General features: G+C 69.6%; 21 protein-coding genes. 17 read left to right on the forward strand and 4 right to left on the reverse strand.

Translation table 11 applies throughout. From position 1 onward, the window contains the following. Positions 1-194: 194 nt before the first annotated feature. From ACQEV1_RS52185 to ACQEV1_RS52220, 8 genes are all read left to right on the forward strand, one after another. Positions 195-419 carry a hypothetical protein gene (locus tag ACQEV1_RS52185; protein ID WP_433405741.1) on the forward strand — a complete coding sequence of 75 codons (225 nt, stop codon included), beginning with the start codon at positions 195-197 and terminating at the stop codon, positions 417-419. Positions 420-640: 221 nt separating this feature from the next. Further along, positions 641-928, forward strand: a complete 288-nt coding sequence (locus ACQEV1_RS52190; protein WP_433405743.1) for an HU family DNA-binding protein — start codon at positions 641-643, stop codon at positions 926-928. A 70-nt stretch (positions 929-998) separates the two neighbouring features. Next, a complete protein-coding gene (locus ACQEV1_RS52195) occupies positions 999-2,150 on the forward strand; it encodes a DUF2637 domain-containing protein (protein ID WP_433405745.1) in 1,152 nt (383 codons plus the stop codon). Positions 2,151-2,372: 222 nt separating this feature from the next. Next, complete coding sequence (locus ACQEV1_RS52200) at positions 2,373-2,750, forward strand: hypothetical protein (protein WP_433405747.1); 378 nt, start codon at positions 2,373-2,375, stop codon at positions 2,748-2,750. A 124-nt stretch (positions 2,751-2,874) separates the two neighbouring features. Continuing rightward, positions 2,875-3,138, forward strand: coding sequence for a hypothetical protein (locus ACQEV1_RS52205; RefSeq protein ID WP_433405749.1), 264 nt, complete (start codon positions 2,875-2,877; stop codon positions 3,136-3,138). Further along, positions 3,125-5,521 (forward strand): DNA translocase FtsK, encoded by a 2,397-nt coding sequence (locus ACQEV1_RS52210; protein WP_433405751.1) that lies wholly within the window; start codon positions 3,125-3,127, stop codon positions 5,519-5,521. Before ACQEV1_RS52205 ends, ACQEV1_RS52210 begins: the two co-directional genes overlap by 14 nt. Before the next feature lie 11 nt (positions 5,522-5,532). Beyond that, positions 5,533-5,901 carry a hypothetical protein gene (locus ACQEV1_RS52215; protein ID WP_433405753.1) on the forward strand — a complete coding sequence of 123 codons (369 nt, stop codon included), beginning with the start codon at positions 5,533-5,535 and terminating at the stop codon, positions 5,899-5,901. Between the two features lie 66 nt (positions 5,902-5,967). Then, positions 5,968-6,189 carry a hypothetical protein gene (locus ACQEV1_RS52220; protein WP_433405755.1) on the forward strand — a complete coding sequence of 74 codons (222 nt, stop codon included), beginning with the start codon at positions 5,968-5,970 and terminating at the stop codon, positions 6,187-6,189. Positions 6,190-6,364: 175 nt separating this feature from the next. Here ACQEV1_RS52220 and ACQEV1_RS52225 read toward each other — a convergent pair whose 3' ends face one another. From ACQEV1_RS52225 to ACQEV1_RS52235, 3 genes are all read right to left on the reverse strand, one after another. Then, entirely contained in the window at positions 6,365-6,466 is a 102-nt protein-coding gene (locus ACQEV1_RS52225; RefSeq protein WP_433405757.1) for a DUF397 domain-containing protein, read from the reverse strand. A gap of 28 nt (positions 6,467-6,494) precedes the next feature. Further along, positions 6,495-7,364 (reverse strand): helix-turn-helix domain-containing protein, encoded by an 870-nt coding sequence (locus ACQEV1_RS52230; RefSeq protein WP_433405759.1) that lies wholly within the window; start codon positions 7,362-7,364, stop codon positions 6,495-6,497. A gap of 269 nt (positions 7,365-7,633) precedes the next feature. Then, positions 7,634-7,912 (reverse strand): GntR family transcriptional regulator, encoded by a 279-nt coding sequence (locus tag ACQEV1_RS52235; protein WP_433405761.1) that lies wholly within the window; start codon positions 7,910-7,912, stop codon positions 7,634-7,636. 218 nt (positions 7,913-8,130) lie between these two features. Here ACQEV1_RS52235 and ACQEV1_RS52240 point away from each other — a divergent pair, with 218 nt between their 5' ends. Together ACQEV1_RS52240 and ACQEV1_RS52245 are read left to right on the forward strand one after the other, a co-directional pair. Beyond that, a complete protein-coding gene (locus ACQEV1_RS52240) occupies positions 8,131-8,634 on the forward strand; it encodes an ATP-binding protein (RefSeq protein WP_433405763.1) in 504 nt (167 codons plus the stop codon). 108 nt (positions 8,635-8,742) lie between these two features. Beyond that, positions 8,743-9,318: an NUDIX domain-containing protein gene (locus ACQEV1_RS52245; RefSeq protein WP_433405765.1), complete on the forward strand. Its 576-nt coding sequence runs from the start codon at positions 8,743-8,745 to the stop codon at positions 9,316-9,318. Here ACQEV1_RS52245 and ACQEV1_RS52250 read toward each other — a convergent pair. Further along, entirely contained in the window at positions 9,260-10,648 is a 1,389-nt protein-coding gene (locus ACQEV1_RS52250; protein WP_433405767.1) for a hypothetical protein, read from the reverse strand. The genes ACQEV1_RS52245 and ACQEV1_RS52250 overlap by 59 nt on opposite strands. 229 nt (positions 10,649-10,877) lie before the next feature. On the opposite strand from ACQEV1_RS52250, the gene ACQEV1_RS52255 reads away from it, so the two are divergent. The 7 genes from ACQEV1_RS52255 to ACQEV1_RS52285 all read left to right on the forward strand — a co-directional run bounded on the left by ACQEV1_RS52255 (position 10,878) and on the right by ACQEV1_RS52285 (position 18,187). Then, complete coding sequence (locus ACQEV1_RS52255; protein WP_433405769.1) at positions 10,878-11,192, forward strand: hypothetical protein; 315 nt, start codon at positions 10,878-10,880, stop codon at positions 11,190-11,192. Positions 11,193-11,317: 125 nt separating this feature from the next. Continuing rightward, the gene (locus tag ACQEV1_RS52260) at positions 11,318-11,743 is read left to right on the forward strand and encodes an ATP-binding protein (protein ID WP_433405771.1); all 426 of its coding nucleotides are present in this window, start codon (positions 11,318-11,320) and stop codon (positions 11,741-11,743) included. A gap of 462 nt (positions 11,744-12,205) precedes the next feature. Beyond that, a complete protein-coding gene (locus ACQEV1_RS52265) occupies positions 12,206-12,577 on the forward strand; it encodes a helix-turn-helix domain-containing protein (protein WP_433405773.1) in 372 nt (123 codons plus the stop codon). Positions 12,578-12,981: 404 nt separating this feature from the next. Further along, complete coding sequence (locus ACQEV1_RS52270; protein ID WP_433405775.1) at positions 12,982-13,470, forward strand: helix-turn-helix domain-containing protein; 489 nt, start codon at positions 12,982-12,984, stop codon at positions 13,468-13,470. Further along, entirely contained in the window at positions 13,467-15,320 is a 1,854-nt protein-coding gene (locus ACQEV1_RS52275) for a hypothetical protein (RefSeq protein ID WP_433405777.1), read from the forward strand. Before ACQEV1_RS52270 ends, ACQEV1_RS52275 begins: the two co-directional genes overlap by 4 nt. Continuing rightward, positions 15,313-15,999, forward strand: coding sequence for an SDR family NAD(P)-dependent oxidoreductase (locus tag ACQEV1_RS52280; protein WP_433405779.1), 687 nt, complete (start codon positions 15,313-15,315; stop codon positions 15,997-15,999). Before ACQEV1_RS52275 ends, ACQEV1_RS52280 begins: the two co-directional genes overlap by 8 nt. A 298-nt stretch (positions 16,000-16,297) precedes the next feature. Further along, positions 16,298-18,187 (forward strand): AMP-binding protein, encoded by a 1,890-nt coding sequence (locus ACQEV1_RS52285; RefSeq protein WP_433405781.1) that lies wholly within the window; start codon positions 16,298-16,300, stop codon positions 18,185-18,187. Positions 18,188-18,201: the final 14 nt, after the last annotated feature.

Genomic DNA, 18,201 nt, shown 5'->3' on the forward strand with positions numbered 1-18,201 from the left:
ACCCAACGACACGTAATGACACGAGCCGCGCTGGTGTACGCGCTGGTGTACCCAGCCCCCTCGTTGCCGCAGGTAGGGAGGTGTCGCCGAGCCCCCTGAGACCCGCGAAAAGCGGCGGCCCCCGCCCGGTGTTGGCGCACCAGGCGAGGGCCTAGGAACCCACTTGGAACACCTCGCGAAAGGTAGGTGGGCCCATGGCCCACGATCGTAGGCGTCAGCCGAGCCCCGGAGCACCCCTCGCGCGCGCCGCCATCCTCATCGTCCTCATCGACGTCGGTGTGTGCATCGCCGCGCCGTGGCTGATCCACCCCGCCGCCAAGGCCTTCGAGACGGCCCTCATCGTGGTCGGCTTCTCCGCCGTCGTCCTGCTCGCGCTGGCCGTCGCCTGGCGCCGCGTACGGCCGCCGCGGGGGCACTGATGCGGCGCGATCCCTGGAACGACTTCCTCTGCATGATCGGCATCATCGGCTGCCCGATCGCTTTGATCATCGGGATCGTGCTGGCCCTCCGCTAGCAGCAGAGAAATCGTGAGCAGGCCCCGAGGCCGGAGCCCGCCGGGCGCTCCGCACCCCACTAACCCCGGGCCGCCACTCCCCATGGCTGAGGGCGGCCCGCCCACCCACACAAGAACAGGAAACCCATGAACAAGCGCGAACTCGTCGAGGCCATCGCCGACCGGCTGCCCAGCAAGGCGGTCGCCGGCGACGCCGTTGAGGCGATCCTCGACACCATCCAGGAGACCGTCGCCCAGGGCGAGAAGGTCACCCTCACCGGCTTCGGCACGTTCGAGAGGGCCAACCGCCCCGCCCGCGCGGGCCGTAACCCGGCCACCGGCGACACCATCCAGATCCCCGCCAGGTCGGTTCCGACGTTCAAGGCCGGGGCCGTCTTCAAGGGCTGCGTCGACGCCCGCCGGTTCAGCTCGTAGCTCGATCTCCGGCCCGCCCCTCACCACGGTTGAGGGGCGGGTCTCCTTCCCGACCAAGGAGCCCTCGCTCGTGACCACGCCCCAGCCCGCCAAGCGCCGTATCAACTGGCAGCGGATCCAGTACGGGATCCGCTACTTCTTCGCGTTCGCCGGCGGCCTCACGGTCGCGGGCGTGGGCGACTACATGAGCTTCCGCAACCTGAGAGAGTTCGGCGAGCGGCACGACTTCAGCCCTGGGTGGGGTCTCCCGGTCGGCCTGGACGCGGGGATCCCCGCCTTGCTGCTCCTGGACTCCCTGCGCCCGAGCCGCTTCCTCCGCGCCGTGGCCTGGGCGCTGTCGGCCGGCACTGTCATCGCGAACGCCGCGGTCACGCCGGACCACTCCTGGGTCTCGCGCGGTCTACACGGCGTCATGCCCGCGCTCGCGATCACCTGGTACGAGGCCGTACGGCGCCTCAACCGGCCCGAGACGGCCAAGACGATGGACCGCGTCCGGCTGATCCGGTACCTGGTCTCCCCGATCCGGACGGTGCGGCTCCGGGTCCGGATGATCCGCTGGGAGGTCGTTTCCTACAGCGAGGCGCTCCGCCTGGAGTCCGCCATCCTGCTCGCCCGCGCCGTGCTGGTCGCCGAGTACGGCCAGCGGGTCTGGCGCCGGACCCGCCGGCACGTGCCGATCATCCTCGCGCACTTCCTCGACACCGGGCAGTTGCCCTCGGAGTTGTTCTTCAGTCCGGACTGGGGCACTGAGGTCCGTGGGTGGGTCCGCGAGACCCTCGACGAGCTCGACCCGCGCCGCCACGGCGACCTGCTCAAGCCGGACCGGACCGAGGCGGACCCGAACCGGTCCGGCGACGAGCCGGAGCGGTCCCCGTGGGACCAGATCTGGGACCGGCGGACCGAGCTGGTCCCGCACGGGGTTGACAGCACCGTTCTCGCTCAGTCAATCGGCATCGCCCGCGACCACTTCGAGCAGGTCGGCGGGTACATCAGCGGCAGCCGCCTCGTCGCTCGGATCGGCGGCGCGAAGGGTCGCGCCAACGCGATCGCCGCCGTGCTCCGGACCGCCCACGAGTCCGGCGTCGACCAGGCGGTCGGAACCCAGGACTCCTCAGGCGCACCCAGCGGGACCGAGAAGAACCCCGTCCGGACCAGTCCCCCCCCAGCCGGTCCGAACGGTCGACGGGCGGACGCCCAGATTCCCGCTGGGGCCCAGCCGTGACCCGGCCCCAGCCCGGCCGAGGACCGGCACCGACCGGCCCTCGGCGGCACCGGTCCCCTCGGTCCCCTGCGCGGTACCGGGCCGTACGACCACCGCCCCACCACGGCGAGAGGAGGTGATGCCGACAAGCCATCGACGACCAGCCCAGGAACCGCCCAGGCCCGACCGGACGACCTGGACTGGCCGCCTCACGACACACACGCGAACGAGATGGAGATCACGATGGACACGAGCATTGCCGAGACCGGCAACGCTCCACCCCAGCCGGGGATCGTCCTGGCGCTCGACCCGACCAGCTCGGCCGGGTCCCCGGCGGTCGCCGCCGCGGCGACGCCCGAGCAGCTGCCCGCGAGCACGGCCACGACGGTGGCCGCCGGCAGCACCGGCCTGATCATCGTGCTGTTGATCGGCTTCGTGCTCTGGCGGGCCCTCGACAAGAAGAAGGCCAAGCCGATGCACCTGGCCTTGGCCTTCACGATGGGCGCGCTGCTGTCGGGGTCGATGGTCGGCGTGATGGCCAAGCAGACCGCCGACTCGATCGGCAGCGGCGTCGCGACGATGTTCAGCACGGTCACCACCAGCGGTGGCGGCCACAAGTAGCCCACGGGCGGGGGCGGTGTCTCACCGCCCCCGTCTCACCCCTCTCTCACCCAGTTGACAGGCCCCAAGGCGCGCGCGTATGCGCGCGCGCGAGCCCTGTGAGACACCCACCACGGAGACCCGAGTGCCACGCCTGTCCCTCGGCGCGATGGCCCGCCGGCGCATCGCGAACCAGGCCAGTTTCTTCGCCCAGAAGAGGGCCCAAGCGACCACCCCCAGCGACCGCGCACGCGTCGCCTGGGACCAGTGGCGCGCCCTGCTCCGGGAGCTCCCGGCCGACCAGGTCGCGCCGTGGGCAGACGCACTCGCCCGCACGCTCGACACCCACATCGCACGGCTCACCCAGATCTTGGATTCCGACGAAGGAGACCGGCATGACCGCCGATGAGGACGAGCTGCCGTCCCGGTATCAGGCCACACGGCTCGACAAGGTCCGCGACCACGCCAGGGCCGTGTACGCGCGGCTGCGTGGGTCTGACGACTCGGCGGAGGCCGCGGCCGAGGACCTGGAAGCCGCGACCACCGAGCCCGCCGAAGCGCCAGCGACGCTGTCCGACCAGGCGCCCGCGTGGGCGGCCGCTCAGCGCGCGCGGGTCCGCGCCGGCCTGCTGATGCTCCGCGGCCGGCTCGGGGACTGGGTGAGCACGCGGTCGGTCAGCGACGCGGAGATCATGAAGCGCATCGCCGAGGCTCTGCACGAGGAGCAGACGGGCGAGAGCTCCCGCGCCGCCCCGGCCGCGCCGAGCGAGGCGCAGATCGCCGAGACCCGCGGCCGGATGCGGTGGGGCAGGCGTCTCGCCGTTGCGGTGGCCGTCTGGTTCGGGCTGATGTTCGTGCGCGCTCAGCCCCTCGCTCTCGTCCTCGCGTGCCTTGGGTTGCTGCTGTACGCCTGGCATGTTGGTGAGGCTTCTGAGGGCGATGAGGCGGCCGTTGACGAGCCGGCCGAGACGACGCCAGCCTCCGAGACGCCGCCGGACAGTGCCCCTACCGACCTTCCAGGCCCGCCGGAGCCCGAGCCTGTCCGGCCGGCCTACACCATGCCGCCCGACGGCCTGCTGGAAGCCGCGCGGCCGGCGGCCGGCGGTAGCCGCGAGGCCGAGCGGATCACCGCGGCGATCACCCGGGTGCTCGCCGAGTTCAAGATCAACGCCAAGGTCATCGGGCATACCCGCGGGCCCACCGTGACCCGCTACGAGATCCGGCCCGGGCCCGGCGTGAAGGTCGAGAAGATCACCGGCCTCGCGCGGAACTTCACCCTCGCCGTCAAAGCGCGCGACGTACGGATCCTCGCCCCGGTGCCCGGCAAGGCCGTGATCGGCGTCGAGATCCCCAACGACGCCAAGGACCTCGTACGGCTCGGTGACGTACTGCGCTCGACAGCAGCGACCAGCCAGACGCACCCGCTCCTGGCCGGCCTAGGCAAGGACGTCGAAGGCCACATCGTGGTCGCGAACCTGGCGAAAATGCCGCACCTCCTCGTCGGCGGCGCGACCGGCGCCGGGAAGTCCACCTGCATCAACGGGCTGATCTGCTCCATCCTCATGCGGGCCACACCCGAGCAGGTCCGGCTGATCCTCATCGACCCCAAGCGCGTCGAGCTCACGGCGTACGCCGGCATCCCGCACCTGCTGTTCCCCACCATCACGAACCCGCGGAAGGCCGCCGAGACGCTGGAGTGGGTCACCGGGGAGATGGACCGCCGGTACGACGTGCTCGCCGCGGCCGGCTTCCGCAACATCGACGAGTTCAACGCCGCCGCGGCCGCGGGCAAGGTCGTGGTCGACGGGCAGCCGCTCGCGCCGATGCCCTATCTGCTCACCATCGTCGACGAGCTCGCCGACCTGATGCTCACCGCCAAAGACCAGGTGGAGACCTCCATCGTCCGCATCACGCAGCTGGCCCGCGCCGCCGGCATCCACCTGGTGCTCGCCACACAGCGCCCCAGCGTGGACGTCGTCACCGGCCTGATCAAGGCGAACGTGCCGTCCCGGCTGGCGTTCGCCACGTCATCCCTGGCGGACAGCCGCGTGATCCTCGACCAGGGCGGCGCCGAAAAGCTCCTGGGCCAGGGCGACGCCCTGTACTGGCCGATCGGCGCGAGCAGCACACTGCGCCTGCAGAACGCCTACGTCTCCGACAAGGAGATCGAGGCCATCGTCCGGCACTGCAAGCGCCAGGCGTCCCCTCCCCTCGACGAAGAGTCTTCGGCACCGGCCGAAGCCAAACCCACCGCCGAGGACGTCGGGGAAGACCTCGAGCTCCTTCTCCGTGCGGCTGATCTGGTGGTCTCGATGCAGTTCGGGTCGACGTCGATGCTGCAGCGGAAGTTGCGCGTCGGGTACGCGCAGGCGTGCCGCCTGATGGACCTGCTGGAGAGCCGGACCATCGTGGGGCCGAGCGAGGGATCGAAGGCCCGCGACGTCCTGGTGAGTCCCGACGCCCTCCCCGAGCTGCTGGCCTCCCTACGCAAGCAGAACGCCGAGGGCCACGAGGACGCCGTGACCGTCGCTGACGGCGCCCCGAGCACCGTGGCGCCCGGAGTCACCCCGGCCGCCCCGGAGGAGCCAGAGGAACCGCCCATCCTCGACCAGCTCGTCACCGCCCTTGAAGCGGCCGACGGCGGCCCGCTGGAGTGGCGGCCGCTCGCCGAGGCCGTGGGCGTCAGCCGACCCACGCTGTACCGGCGCATGGCCGAACTGGTCAAGGCCGGCCGTGTCCAGCCCGTCGCCGGCGGCGGCTGGCAGCTCCCCAACGACAAGCCGACTGACTGAAGGAGACCCGCATGGGCGCGTTGTCCGACATCAACCTCGAGCCCGACGACCTGGCCGACATCGCCGAACGCCTCGCCGACGAGGCGCCGAACGCGGCGGCGCTCATCACCGCGATGACGACGTTCCTGGCCGAAACCGAGGAACGCTGCGAGGACCTTCTCGCCGAGACGATCGACATGCGCCGGTCACACCTGACGGCGCTACTCGCCGTGGCCCAGGACACGCGCGCCCGGCTGGCGGAGGTCCTGCGCGGCGTCGATCTGGACGGCCGACTTCCGGACGCGGACCTGGTCGACCCGGTACACGATGGCCTCAACACCACCGGCGATGCCCTCGCGGCCATCGTGGGGGTCCTGGCCCGGAACCCGCACACGAGCTGAATCCCGCGCCAGCCACACAGGCTGGTCGGTCGAACGACTGTAGAACTATCAACGGAAGGATCGAGGATGACAACGAGAGTCGAGCTGCAGGTGCTGCTGACGGTCGGCGACCAGGCCGAGCTCATCACACCCGAGCACACGGCCGAGAACCCGCTGCGGATTCCGATGGCCACGATCGCGCAAGAGGCGGGTCTCCCCGAGAACGAGTTGCCAGGACGCCGCTTCACGGCGATACGGGACGGCCAGTCCTACCGGGACTTCAAGCTGGTCGACGATCCACGGATCTAGCGTCCTGCGCGTGCATACGCGTGACAAGCGGTGGCTGTGGGCGAGCGTGCAACATGCGACGAAAAGTGTCGATTGTCCAACAGTGAACGGCATTTCTCATTAAACTGGTATGAAATTCCCTCTCGGGAACAGATAGGGGCACCGAGCACCTTCGGTGCCCCTATCTTCTCTGCAGTCACTTGCCAGTTGGCGGGACCAGTGCGACCTCTACACAGTTGCCCTGCTGATTGGTCCTGCTACTCTTTCTCCAGGTCAGAGGCTTGTCAATTTTGGCCATTGAGAACAGACCTTAATCTTGGGACGGATCACATAGTTGCCGCTGCTGCGGTGATTACGGCGATCGTATCCAGCCTGTTCAATGCTTTGCCCCTGAGGGTCTCAAACGCGTTGGAGTAGACGGCGACGTCGGTTTCATCCTCGATGAACAACTCACCCGCGATGGTCTCGACGTAGACGGCCGGCGCGTCGGCAGCGTCCGCGAACTGCAAGATCATGAAGGAGCCAGCGACGCCCGGGTGCGCGCCCGCGCGAAACGGCAGGACACCGATGGTGATATTCGGCAGCTCCATGAGCTCGATGAGGTGCTCCATCTGCGCGCGCATCACCTCCGGGCCGCCGACGATCCGGTGGACGGCGGCCTCGTCGACGATGACCGACAGCCGCGCCGGGGCGTCCGGGCGGTGAAGGATGCGCTGACGCTCACGGCGAACTTCGACCCTGGCGGCGACGTCTTCGGCCGGCATGTTCGATGGGCCGCCGGCGGCGATCAGCGCGCCGGCGTACGCCTCGGTCTGGAGCAGGCCGGGAACGGCGGACGGCTCGAACCCGCAGACCTCATCGGCCTCTGCCTCCAGGCCGATCAGTGTGGTGAAGGTCCTGGACAGCATCGTGCTGTACGGATGCCACCAGCCCTTCTGCCGCGCGGCCTTCGCCAGCTCGACCAGTTCTTGACGTTGTTCGTCGCTCACGCCGTACAGCTCGGCGAGGCGTTCCATGTCGTGCGGGTCCGGGCGCTTGGCTTGGCCGGACTCCAGGTAGAGCGGCTTGTTCTTGTCCCAGCCGAGGCGGCTGGCGACTTCGGCTGCGGACATGCCGCTCGCGGCGCGCAGGTCGCGGAGGCGGCTGGTCAGGCGCCGCCGTCTCAGCGTGGGACTGGGATCGCGCGAAGCAGCCACTGATTTCCTCCTCCTCGTCGTCGCTGGGGGCGATCGTAGAGCAACCGGCTTTCTCGCATACCGGACATTCAAGGAGGAATATGGCATCCGAAAGTTCAGGTATTGAAATTCGGTTCCCGAAGATGCATGGTGGCTTAAGTCCCCACCTGGGAGTGATGAGTATGGCACTCGCCGCAGTGACCGCTGGCTTAGAGCCCGAGACGTACGCCAGTCTGCTGTTCGCCGACACGTGCGTCCGTACCGCTCTCGCCGCGGTCGAGCCGAGGCGGTTACTCCTTAGGCGGCGGAGTCTTCACCACGTAGGTCCCCCGTCCGTGCACGGTCTCGACCGTGCCGCGTTCCCGAAGCTCTTCCATCGCACGTCGGATCGTCGAGTACGCCACGCGGTACAGGTCTCGCAGATCCCGCTCCGACGGCAGTTTGCTATCGACGGCCAGCTCACCTCGCCGCACGCGCTCGTCGATCAGGTCGGCGACCTGAAGGTACAGCGGTCGGCGCCCCTGGTAGTTGATCGCGGGATGCCCCTGCCACTCCTCTTCCTCTGGCACCCGCACACCGTAGAACTCTCAAGATCACTTAGGTGCTCCCATGTGCTCTGGGGTGCTCCTATGAGCTCCTTCCTCCATCAGCGCACATGCGCGCTGCCCACAGACGGCGGCGGCGTGGGTCCCGAACCGGGTCTCCGGGGTCCAGCCTGCGTCGCCGTCCACGCCGAGCGGCCGCGGCGGCTGGTCACCGCCGCGGCCCTCGGACCGAGGAGATAACCATGGTCGCGCCGCGCGTTCGCCTGTCCCGTTCCCTGGAGGCCAAGGCGATACGACGCGGCCATCTCGTCGGCCGGCACCGAAGTCCCACCTGGCATCGGCTGCCGATTGCCTCTACGTCGGTCAGCGCGGCCCGGAAGGTCGCAGCGGCGCTCCTCGTCGACGTCGCGGCTACCGATGCGCAGCACGTCGACGACGTGATCCTCGTCGTCTCAGAACTGGTCACCAACGCGGTGCGTCACGCAGCCGGCGGGAAGACCCTTCGCCTGGGCGTCGCTGTGCATGATCGGTGGACGCACGTGCTCGTTGAGGACCCTGATTCCACCGTGCCCGCACCGCCCCCTGACCCCGATCAGCTGAGCGAGTCAGGCCGGGGCCTCGCAGAGATCGTCATCCCGCTGTGCGCACTGTTCCGTTTCGAAGTGCGCCGGTCCGGCAAGGTCGCGCACGCTGTCATCGCTCGGGCGCCTCGCCAGTCCTCGGCCGGCGGGGCATCTTCGGTCTGAGGCGCCCAGCGACCACGGAGTGAAACAGCTCGACGTCCATAACCTCGTCGAGACGCCGCATTCCCCCACCCACCCCCACTTTCAGAACCGCGCGGGTACCGTCGCCACGTGACCGATGACGCCTTGCCCGAGCGCTCCCGCTGGACCATCCACGGCGAACGCCTGCTTGATGACAGCCCGCATGTCCGAGTCTCGATGGCCAGTGTCGAGCTCCCGAACGGTGTGACCTTCGAGCAGTACGTCTTCCGGATGCGCCGCTGCGTCATGGCCGTCGTGCTCGATGACGCCGGGGAGAACATTCTGCTGATCTGGCGGCACCGCTTCATCGTCGATCAGTGGGACTGGGAGGTTCCAGGCGGGTACGTCGACCCGGGGGAGGATGCGGCGGCGGCCGCCGCCAGGGAAGCCGAAGAGGAGACCGGCTGGCGCCCCCGAGAACCGAAGTTCCTGCTCTCCTATCAGCCGATGGTGGGATCAGCCGACGCCCCGCAGGACATCTACATCAGCCACGGCGCCGAGCACGTCGGTGAACCTGAGATTGATGAGGCCGAGATCGTACGGTGGGTGCCGATCGCGGAGGCGCAGGCGATGATTGCGCGTGGCGAAATCCTCGGTGCCGCGACGATCATCGGAGTGATGCATGCGGTCGCAGAGCGGGCAGACGGGTCTTCGCGTACTCCCTGAGATCTCGGCATTCCGCGACGTCGTCGTAGTCCGACAGATCGACGAGCAGGTTCCTGATGTAGGTCACCACGCGCGCCGACATGAGGGGGGCGGCTCGGTCGATGGCCTCCCGTCCTGTCACGCATGCCTGCTCGACGTCGCCCTGGATCGCGTAGCTGGCCGCCAGGAGTGCGACGTTGAACGCCCGTCCGCGGACGTACCGCTTGTCCATGATCAGGGATTGCTTGGCGTACTGAACGGCCGTGTGGCCCTGGCCGAGCGCGCGGAACGTGTGCGCGATGCGTGCCGAGAGATAGGCCTCGTCGAAGTACCCCAGCCACGCCGGTGTCTCCGCGCTGTTCTTCTCGAAAGCGACACTCGCCCGCCTCAGTGCCCGCGAACAGGCGCCAGCGTCGCCGAGGAGGGCGTGAGCATGCGCTTCCATCACCAGTCCCTCGGTCTTCAGGACCGGCAGATCAGCGCGGTTCGCGGCCTCTTGGGCGGCGTGCGCCAGATCGATCGCGTGGGTTGGCTGGGACACCCATATCGCCTGGTGGCTCATCGCGGCGAGGATCTCACCGCCCAGGCCGTCGTCGCCGGCGTGACGCGCCATGGACAGCGCCTGTACGAGGTACCGCTGGGCAACGCCCTGCTGCTCCAGGTCGTAGGCCTGCCAGCCGGCGAGCTGCGCGACCTCCGCCGCTGCTGAGAACAGTTCCCGCCGGACGTCTTCCTTGCAGCGGGCGTCGTGCAGCAGGGGGATGAGGTTCCCCCGCAGGTAGTCCACCACCGTTGACTGGATCCGCCCACCGCCCATCTGGTTGTCCAGAACCCGGAACGCGCGTGTGGCCTCTCGGATGTCTTCGACGTCGGCCATGCCAATCGCCCGTGAGCCCTGGGCGTCGAGCAGCGCCGTGCGGGGCGCCAGTAGCCACCGCAATGCAGCGGACGAGTACGCGGCCAAATCGAAGCCGGCCTCAACGAGCGCGCGGCGATGTTCCAGGTCGTCGTGGGCGAGAGCGGCGAGTCGATGAGCGCTCTCGGCGGGGTGGAGCGTTAACCGCAGCGCGGCGCCGGAGTCGCTCTTCTTCCTCTCCTTCATGCCGATGTCGGCGGCGGTGATCGACCGGGCGAGCGAGTTGCTCAGTACCTCGGCGATCAGATCAGGCGTTGGCTGACGTGGCGTTTCACCACGTACCCATCGTGCGACTGAGGAGTGGTTGTAACGAAGCTCGAGACCTCGGCGTTCACCGAGCTTGACGACGCGCGCGGCCAGCCCCTTGCGCGACATACCTGCTTCGCGCATGAGCGCGTCGAGGGAGTCGTTCGGTTGCTTGGGCCGTCGTCCCATGGTCCCTGCCCCTTGCCGGTACACGCAGTGTGGCATGGCCAACACAACCGGTTCTATGGGTTCGTGGCACTGCACGCCCCCCCGTTCACGCACCCGCCCTGCTTCACACGCCTGATGTTGGACCGTCGCATCGTGTTCGCTGCACTGCATGAGTACGGAGCTTGCAGGTGCTGGCAGCGTGGTAGCCCAGCTGCGCGATGCTGCGAGGGAGGCGGCCAGAGTCGCTCTGATGAGCGAGCGACTGCGCGATCTCGCGGCTCTGCTGCTCGCGCAAGGACTCAAGGTCGTGACCCGGTCGACGGTCATGACGGTGTCGGATCCTGTCCCCGTCGAGGCCAACAATCCAAAGGACCGCCGAGACCTAACGCAGAGCGTGCTTCTTCGAGCCACTGACGAGGGACTGCGCTGGTACTTGGTGCGGTCAACGCCGCCAGGGCGCACGCCAGAACTGGAGCCGCTATGTCCGGGTGAGGACATCGACCAGGCTGCCGCACGTATCGCCCAGGCGCTCGCCGAAAAGCTAGCCGCGGCGGCGGAATCGTGATCGCCGTGGCCGTGAAGCCTTCCACCATCACCCCGTCGTCGGGGTATCCGGTGATGGCTCCGGATCGCGCATGGACGCCGTTGGGCGATTCACCGTGGCTTCGGCTGGGGCCATATCCCGAACTCGTGCGTACGGCCCGCAACCACGTGCTTGAAGTCCTCGCAGAGCACTCCGTCGATGACATCGCCGAGGACGTGCAGCTCATCGTCAGCGAGCTCGTGACGAACGCGATGCGGGCCGCGCAGCGGTTCGCCGTGAACCGGGGCGTGGGATGGGCGTGGTACGAGCGGCCGGTGGCGCTGCGGGTGATCTACCGCCCCGCGTGGGTGCACCTCATCGTTGTCGACCCCGACCCGGTCGTGCCGGACCCCGCACCGGCGGACCTCCTCGAGGAGAACGGCCGCGGCCTGTCCATCGTCGACTCCGTCGCCGCGCTGCACTGGTGGATGCCAGGCGATCACGGCAAAGCGTGCCACGTCGTGGTCACCCGCGAGCAGACGCCGCTGAAGCCCGAAGAGGCCGACATGCTCAGGCGCCGGGTGATCTTGTGACCAACAGCGGCTCCTGCGGCGCGGCCACCGCCGAGCAGTACCGGGAGGCGATGGCGATCCTGACGAGAGCATCCACGACCGAGACCCGCCCCCCGGGGAAGGTGTCCCGCACCGGCGACCCCCGTGCCGGGCGGGATGAGGGGGGAGGGGCTGCCCGCGGTAGGCGCTGACCGCGAGCAGTCCTGGCCGCCGGGCGGGTGCGCCTCAACCCCCGTCGACACGCCCCCGCCCGGCGGCCGCGAAGCCCCGTGGCCCCGGTGCTCCGCAGCCATGGACGGATGCCGGGGACGCGGCCACAACGAGAGACCAGGAGAGGAGGAAGGCATGGACCAGTACTGGCGGTGACCCGACCACGACTCCTGTAGTCGCGCCACACCGTCGTCGGATACCCAGCGCCGTGGCCTCGGACCGTACGACAGCCGGGGCCACGGCGCCCCTCCCGCTAGGAACTCCCCCACCGCCGTGACGTCCCTGAGATACCACCTGCACCTGCTCAAGCCCAAAGAGGCGGCCGACGTGTTAGGCATCACCACGACCACTCTCGCCCGATTCGCCCGCGAGGGACGGATCGACTCGGCGTTCAAAACGCCCGGCGGGCACCGCCGCTACAGCCTCGAGAACCTCCGATGCTTCCAGGCCGGGCGGGCCGGCGTCACCGAGGAGGACGTACGGGCCGACGACATGGCGCGCCTGTACGAGCAGGGCTGGAGCATCCGGCAGGTGGCCGCCAAGTTCGACACGACCTACCCCATCGCGCGCCGCCTCCTTCGGACTCGGACAGTTCTGCGGAGACCGGGGGGCGTCCCCGCCGGCCAGATAGGTCTCTTCGACTAGTCAGCAGCCCCCTCGTTCCTCCCCCCGTCTCTCTGTCGGACACAGGTCGAGACGCGACTCAAGCATCGGAAAGGATCAACGATCGTGCAGGTAGCTGACCCGGCGCCATTCCGCCGGCGGATCCGTCACCTCCAGGACCTGAAACGTGCCCTGGCAGACGAGGGCGTCACCACACGGATCGAAACACTCGGCCCCAGGCACGCCGTGCTGGTTGTTCCCGGGGTGCCGAATGGGGTCACGTGCAGACCCAACGCGGCCGACGCCCAGCACTGGTGGTACTGGGCCGGTACCGAGCCGTTCGCGGCGGCCTACGACGCGGCGCAGGCCCACGAAGCGGCCGTGACGCTCCTGAGACGGCCTACGGTGGCGGCGGCTTCTGGCGTAAGCGACGGGTGAGCAGGGCCGTGCCTGTGCCTGCTGGGCAGTTGCAGGCCCGTCGGGCGCTGGCGCGTGAGCTTCAGGCGCTGCTGACGGTCAGCAAAATCAGCCAGCGGGAGATGGCGAAGCGCGTCCGCATCAGCCAGTCGATGGCGTCCCGCGCCCTCAACGGCACGGCAACCCTGACCAACTCGGTCATCACCCGCTGGGCGCGTGCGGCGGGAGCTGACCAGACGAAGCTCGATGAGCTTCTCACCTTGAATGAAGCGGCGGCACGCGCGGGAGCGCAGGCCATCCCGAAGGGCAGCGCCGTCTGGGGGTTCTCCTTCACCTACGTCGAGCCCGAGAACGCCCCACCGTTCTTGGCAGTGCAGATGCCTCAAGGCGAACTGCAGGTGGAAGACCCCGACCGTGACCTCATCGAAGAGCAGAAACGACAGCTGTACCAGATCGCCAGCGATGTCATTACCGGCCGCTATCGGGCGGGCGGAAGATCCCCGAAGGAGGGACGATGATCCTCACCAGCACCTACCGCGACCACACCACGGCCAGCCGTGACCTGCTCGCGGCGTTCTCCTCGCTCGACCACGCCACCACAGCGAACCTCGCCGCCGATGCGCTGGCGGCCGCGTTCGACCGGCTTCTACGGCGCCTAGCCGTCCTGGCCTCGCTCCACGGTCCCGACGTCCCCGGGCAGTTCCTCGCCGCGCTCGCCGCCGCCGGCCCCGGCGTCGACGTCGTCGACCTGACCGCCGCCTACCTCGAACGCGGAACCGGCGAGGCGTCCGGCGAAGCGAGCGAGATTCAGCAGGAGCTCGTCCACTTCTCCCGGATCGTCGACATCGGGCAACTCGGTCTCGACGCCGGCGCTACCGAGCACGCTCTGCGCCGGCTCCGCGGATCCGACCGCCTGCCCGACTCCCTCAAGGTCTTGTCCGAACTCATCATCGTTACCCGCGCCCGGCTCGCTCAGCGCGGCCAGCTGTTGCCGATCCCCTGGCTACGGCCGCTCGCCGCAGCCGAGACCGACGTCGGCGACGTCACCGTGGCCATCCCACCGACCACGCCGGACTACTGGATGGCGATTCGGTGCGACCGGCGCCGCCTCCGCCGCCAGTTCCGTTACGAGCTGTCGGCGCTCCTGGAGTACCTGACACCGGTCGAGGCGGCCCTGGCGCTGTGGGTCCACGCCCACGAGCAGCAGTTGCCGATCCGGGTTGAGCTCGCCCTCGTCCAGGCCGACGCCGCCGGCGGCATCACGACCACGGCCTGGACCTACCAGCCCACCAGCTGCCCGCCGGATCAGGTGATCGGGCATGTCGCGGAGCAGCTCCCGTCCATCACTCGGGTGCGGGCGGGCGAATCCCACCTCATCCGGCTCGGCGAGTCCGGTTACCGGGTCACGGCCGGGGCGTTCGCCTCCGCGCTGGTGGCCGATCAGTCCAGCGACGGCGTCGCCGCGGAACTCACCGCTCCCCTGGAGGAGACCGCGGGCCCAGGCGTTCTCGCGGAGCAGGCCCGCGCGCTGCTCGCCGGCTACAGCGGCCCGGAGCTGGTCAGCATGGAGGCGGGGCATATCCACCTCGACCGTGACCTGGACATCGACCAGGAGACCGGCGCGGCGATCGGCGAAGCGGTCTTAGGGCTGCTCGACGAACGGCAGACACGACGGCCTGTGCTCACGCCGATGATGGACGACGACCACGTGCTGGTCCGGCTCACTCCGGCGACCTACCGGCGGTTCCTGCGGTCGAACTTCGGTGACGCGCCGATGCACCTGATCTGTGAGTCCTCGCCCGTCATCCGCTCCATCGTCGTCGCGCTGTACCAGCGGATGGCCAACTCCCGGCTCGCGAACCGCTTCGCGCGGCGTGGCGGGAATCTGTTCCTACCGCTCGGCGACGGCACCAGCTGCGAGCTGTTCGAGGGCGTCGACAGTGACGTGCCGATCACCGGGTGCGTGTTCTTCGAGACCGCGCTGCTGACCTACCGGACCGCCCCTGCCCGCTTCGACCGCTACTTCTGCGACCGGTACGGCCTGACCGTCGACGTACACACCCACGCGGCGGAGTTGCTTTCCACCGATGAGCCGCACGATGCGAAGGTCGCCGCGCTGCAGGACTACTACGCCACGTTCGCCGACGTCACCGACCCTCGCCACCCGGACCGGCATGTCACAGCGCTCGTCGAGGAGGTCCTCGACGACGCCCGCCCGGTCACCGCGCACCTCAACATCTTGGAGGACTACTACGAGGTCCAGCAGCGTCGCGTCCGGAGCCTGCTGAGCCTGCTCGACCTGCCGCTGCGGCTGGTCACCGTGCACTTCAACGCCGCCACCGGCCGCGTGGTCCTCCGCGATGACTGACCCCGGTGTCCTGGTCGTCACCGGGGCGTCCGGGACGGTCGGCACCTGCGTTCTCGACCACCTGGTCCCGGCCTGGCCCGGCCGGCTGTGCGCAATCGGCCGGGCCCGCCCGCCGCAGCTGCCCGCCGCCGACTTCCTCGCCTGCGACCTGGCGGACCCGGCCGCCACGGTCGAGGCGGCCAGCCGCCTCGCAGCGCAAGCGCCCATCGCCGGGCTCATCTGCATCGCCGGGGTGGACTGCCGGGCCAGCCTCGACCAGATGACCGTGGCCGCCTTCGCCGTCAGCGTGCAGGTCAACTGCGTCGCCCACCTCGAGCTCCTGCGCGCGTCCGTGCGGGCCCAGCCGGCGGTGACCCGCCCCCTGCCGGTCGTGCTCGTCTCCAGTGACGTCGTCGGCGCGCCGCAATTCGGCACGCTCATCTACGCCGCAGCGAAGGCCGCGGCCGAGGAGGCGTTCCGGCACGCCGCGGTCGACGTCCCGGCCCCGGGCATCGCCCTGCTGACCGTACGGCTGCCCGACATCGGCGTGCCGATGCGGGCCGCCGCTCCCGGACCGCCACCTCCGCCACGGACCAGCGAAGACCGGCCCAGCGCGCAGCTGCGGGCCGCCGCGCAAGCCATCACGAAGTTCATCACCGCCGACCACGCCACCGGCATCGAGGAGATGTGGCATGCCTGAGTGGATGATCTCCACCAGCGGAGCAGACCCGTACCCGGCCCGGCACGTCGCCGAGGAAACTCGTCTGCCGCTGAGCTGCTCGGCCGAGCACCCGGCCACCTACCTGCTGTCCGGCTCGGACCAGCCCCGCATCGCCGCCTGCGCCGAAGCCGCACTGCACGCCGGTCACCGCGTTGTCCTGCTGCCGGGCGAACCGAGGGGCTCCTTGCCCGACGGGACCGGCGTGCACATCGACCACAAGCGCGTTCACACCGGCCCGTACGCCGGCCGTGGGGCCCGCTCCGGGTGGGACGTCGCCATGTTCAGCTCCGGCAGCACCGGAACACCCCGCGGTTACGGCTTCACGACCGCTCAGCTGGAGGTGGTCACCGGCTGGTATGAGCAGATCTACCAGGTCACTCCGGACAGCATCATCGTCACTGCGCTGCCGGCGGCCTACAACTTCACCTTCGTCGCCGGTGTGTTGCTGGCCGCCCGCCTCGGTGCCCGCCTGCACCTGAGCCGCGCTTTGCACCAGGTCCTCCACGACGCTCGTGAGCTGGCCGTCCTGGCGGACCGCGTGGTGATACTCGCCAACCCCGTCGTGCTGGAGCAGGCTGACGTGACGGGACCGCTGCCGCGCAACGTGCTGGTCGATTCCGGCGGCGCGCCGCTGTCGACGACGGCGGTGATGGAGTACCGCGACCGGGGGATCGACCTGCGCGAAGGCTACGGCCTGACGGAGACGGCGTCGCTGACCCACTTCGACGCGGTAGGCGGCATGTTCGCAGCGGGGACCGTCGGCCATGGCATGCCCGGCGTACGAACGACGCTGGAGCCGGTGGCCGACAAACCGCGCATCGTCTTGGCCAGCCCTGCCATCGGGGTCCCGCTCGATCCGTACGAGCCCGAACCCACTGGTCTGCTGCGCAGTACCGACGTCGGCGCGATCGACGCCGAGGGCCGCCTGCGGCTGCTGGGCCGTCTCGACGACGAACCGATCGGTGGTCTGTGGCCCCGCGACACCCTCGACGTCCTCGGGCCGCTGCTGCATCGCCGCTGCGCCCTCGTCCGCCACACCGACGGCCAGGTCATCATCAAGCTCTTGGAGGTGGCCAGCGACGAATATGCTGCGGCGATCCGGCATCGGGCGGCCGACGCCCTCGACGTCCCGCTGGAGAACGTCACCGTCACATCCCAGCACCAGCGTCGCCTGCTGCACTCGGTGAAGTTGTCCCGTTACGATCGCCGCGTGACGACGCCGCGAACCGTCGAACCGGGGAACACCGCCATCCGCCCGACCTGGAAGCAGCTGCCCGTTGCGCTCCGCGCAGGCCTCGCCGACCGGCTCGGTGAAATCGCTTCCGCCGACGTCCAAGGCGGTGGCTTCACCCCGGGCCTGGCCGCGCGCCTGCAGCTGGCCGACGGGCAGCGCGTGTTCGCCAAGGGCATCCCCGCCGAGCATCCACTCGCCGGGAAGTACCGCGATGAAGCCGCGACGACCCGGCTGCTGCCGCCCACGGCACCGGCGCCACGGCTCCGCTGGGACGGTGACATCGGCGGCTGGGTGGTGCTCGTCTTGGACGACGTTGACGCCCGGCACGCTGATCTGTCCGTCGGCTCAGCCGATGTTCCGCGTGTCGTCCCGACGATCGCCGGCCTGGCCGACGTGCTGACGCCCTGCCCTTCCGCTGACGCGCCGGCCGCCGAGGTTGACCTTGCCGGGCTCGTGCACGGGTGGCGCGAGCTCGCCGAGGCGCCGCCGGCTGATCTGCCGGAGTGGCCGCGCCGCCATCTCGCTGCGCTGGCGGACCTGGAAACCTGGTGGCTCGCGGCGGCCGCCGGCGACACACTCGTTCACGGCGACGTCAACGCCTCGAACCTCCTCGTCAACGATGCAGGCGTGTACCTGATCGACTGGGCTCAGCCCGCGCGCGGTGCCGCCTGGCTCGACGTCGCCGACCTCATCCCGCATCTGATCCTCGCCGGCCACACGCCTGCGGGGGCCGAGGCGGCGATCGCCGACGTGCCGGCCTGGCACGGCACCGACGCCAAGGTCATCACCAGTTATGCGGCGGCGTTCGCCGGCTACTGGGCGCGCGTCTCGCGCCAGCCCGCACCCCCTGGCGTTCCGCACCTACGCGGGCATCAAGCCCGAGCCGCGCGTGCTGCGACCGCCTGGGTGGCGTACCGAACGGGCTGGGTGTAGCACCGGATGGCATG

It is taken from the genome of Actinoallomurus sp. CA-142502 (genome assembly GCF_050936355.1).
Classification (GTDB): domain Bacteria; phylum Actinomycetota; class Actinomycetes; order Streptosporangiales; family Streptosporangiaceae; genus Actinoallomurus; species Actinoallomurus iriomotensis.

Bases quoted from the DNA above. Each gene is read 5' to 3' on its own strand.
- ACQEV1_RS52210 (WP_433405751.1), top strand. From the start codon at position 3,125: ATGACCGCCGATGAGGACGAGCTGCCGTCCCGGTATCAGGCCACACGG.
- ACQEV1_RS52185 (WP_433405741.1), top strand. From the start codon at position 195: ATGGCCCACGATCGTAGGCGTCAGCCGAGCCCCGGAGCACCCCTCGCG.
- ACQEV1_RS52240 (WP_433405763.1), top strand. From the start codon at position 8,131: ATGGTCGCGCCGCGCGTTCGCCTGTCCCGTTCCCTGGAGGCCAAGGCG.
- ACQEV1_RS52225 (WP_433405757.1), bottom strand. From the start codon at position 6,466: ATGGCCAAAATTGACAAGCCTCTGACCTGGAGAAAGAGTAGCAGGACC.
- ACQEV1_RS52255 (WP_433405769.1), top strand. From the start codon at position 10,878: ATGAGCGAGCGACTGCGCGATCTCGCGGCTCTGCTGCTCGCGCAAGGA.
- ACQEV1_RS52280 (WP_433405779.1), top strand. From the start codon at position 15,313: ATGACTGACCCCGGTGTCCTGGTCGTCACCGGGGCGTCCGGGACGGTC.
- ACQEV1_RS52220 (WP_433405755.1), top strand. From the start codon at position 5,968: ATGACAACGAGAGTCGAGCTGCAGGTGCTGCTGACGGTCGGCGACCAG.
- ACQEV1_RS52200 (WP_433405747.1), top strand. From the start codon at position 2,373: ATGGACACGAGCATTGCCGAGACCGGCAACGCTCCACCCCAGCCGGGG.
- ACQEV1_RS52215 (WP_433405753.1), top strand. From the start codon at position 5,533: ATGGGCGCGTTGTCCGACATCAACCTCGAGCCCGACGACCTGGCCGAC.
- ACQEV1_RS52250 (WP_433405767.1), bottom strand. From the start codon at position 10,648: ATGGGACGACGGCCCAAGCAACCGAACGACTCCCTCGACGCGCTCATG.
- ACQEV1_RS52190 (WP_433405743.1), top strand. From the start codon at position 641: ATGAACAAGCGCGAACTCGTCGAGGCCATCGCCGACCGGCTGCCCAGC.
- ACQEV1_RS52275 (WP_433405777.1), top strand. From the start codon at position 13,467: ATGATCCTCACCAGCACCTACCGCGACCACACCACGGCCAGCCGTGAC.
- ACQEV1_RS52285 (WP_433405781.1), top strand. From the start codon at position 16,298: ATGTTCAGCTCCGGCAGCACCGGAACACCCCGCGGTTACGGCTTCACG.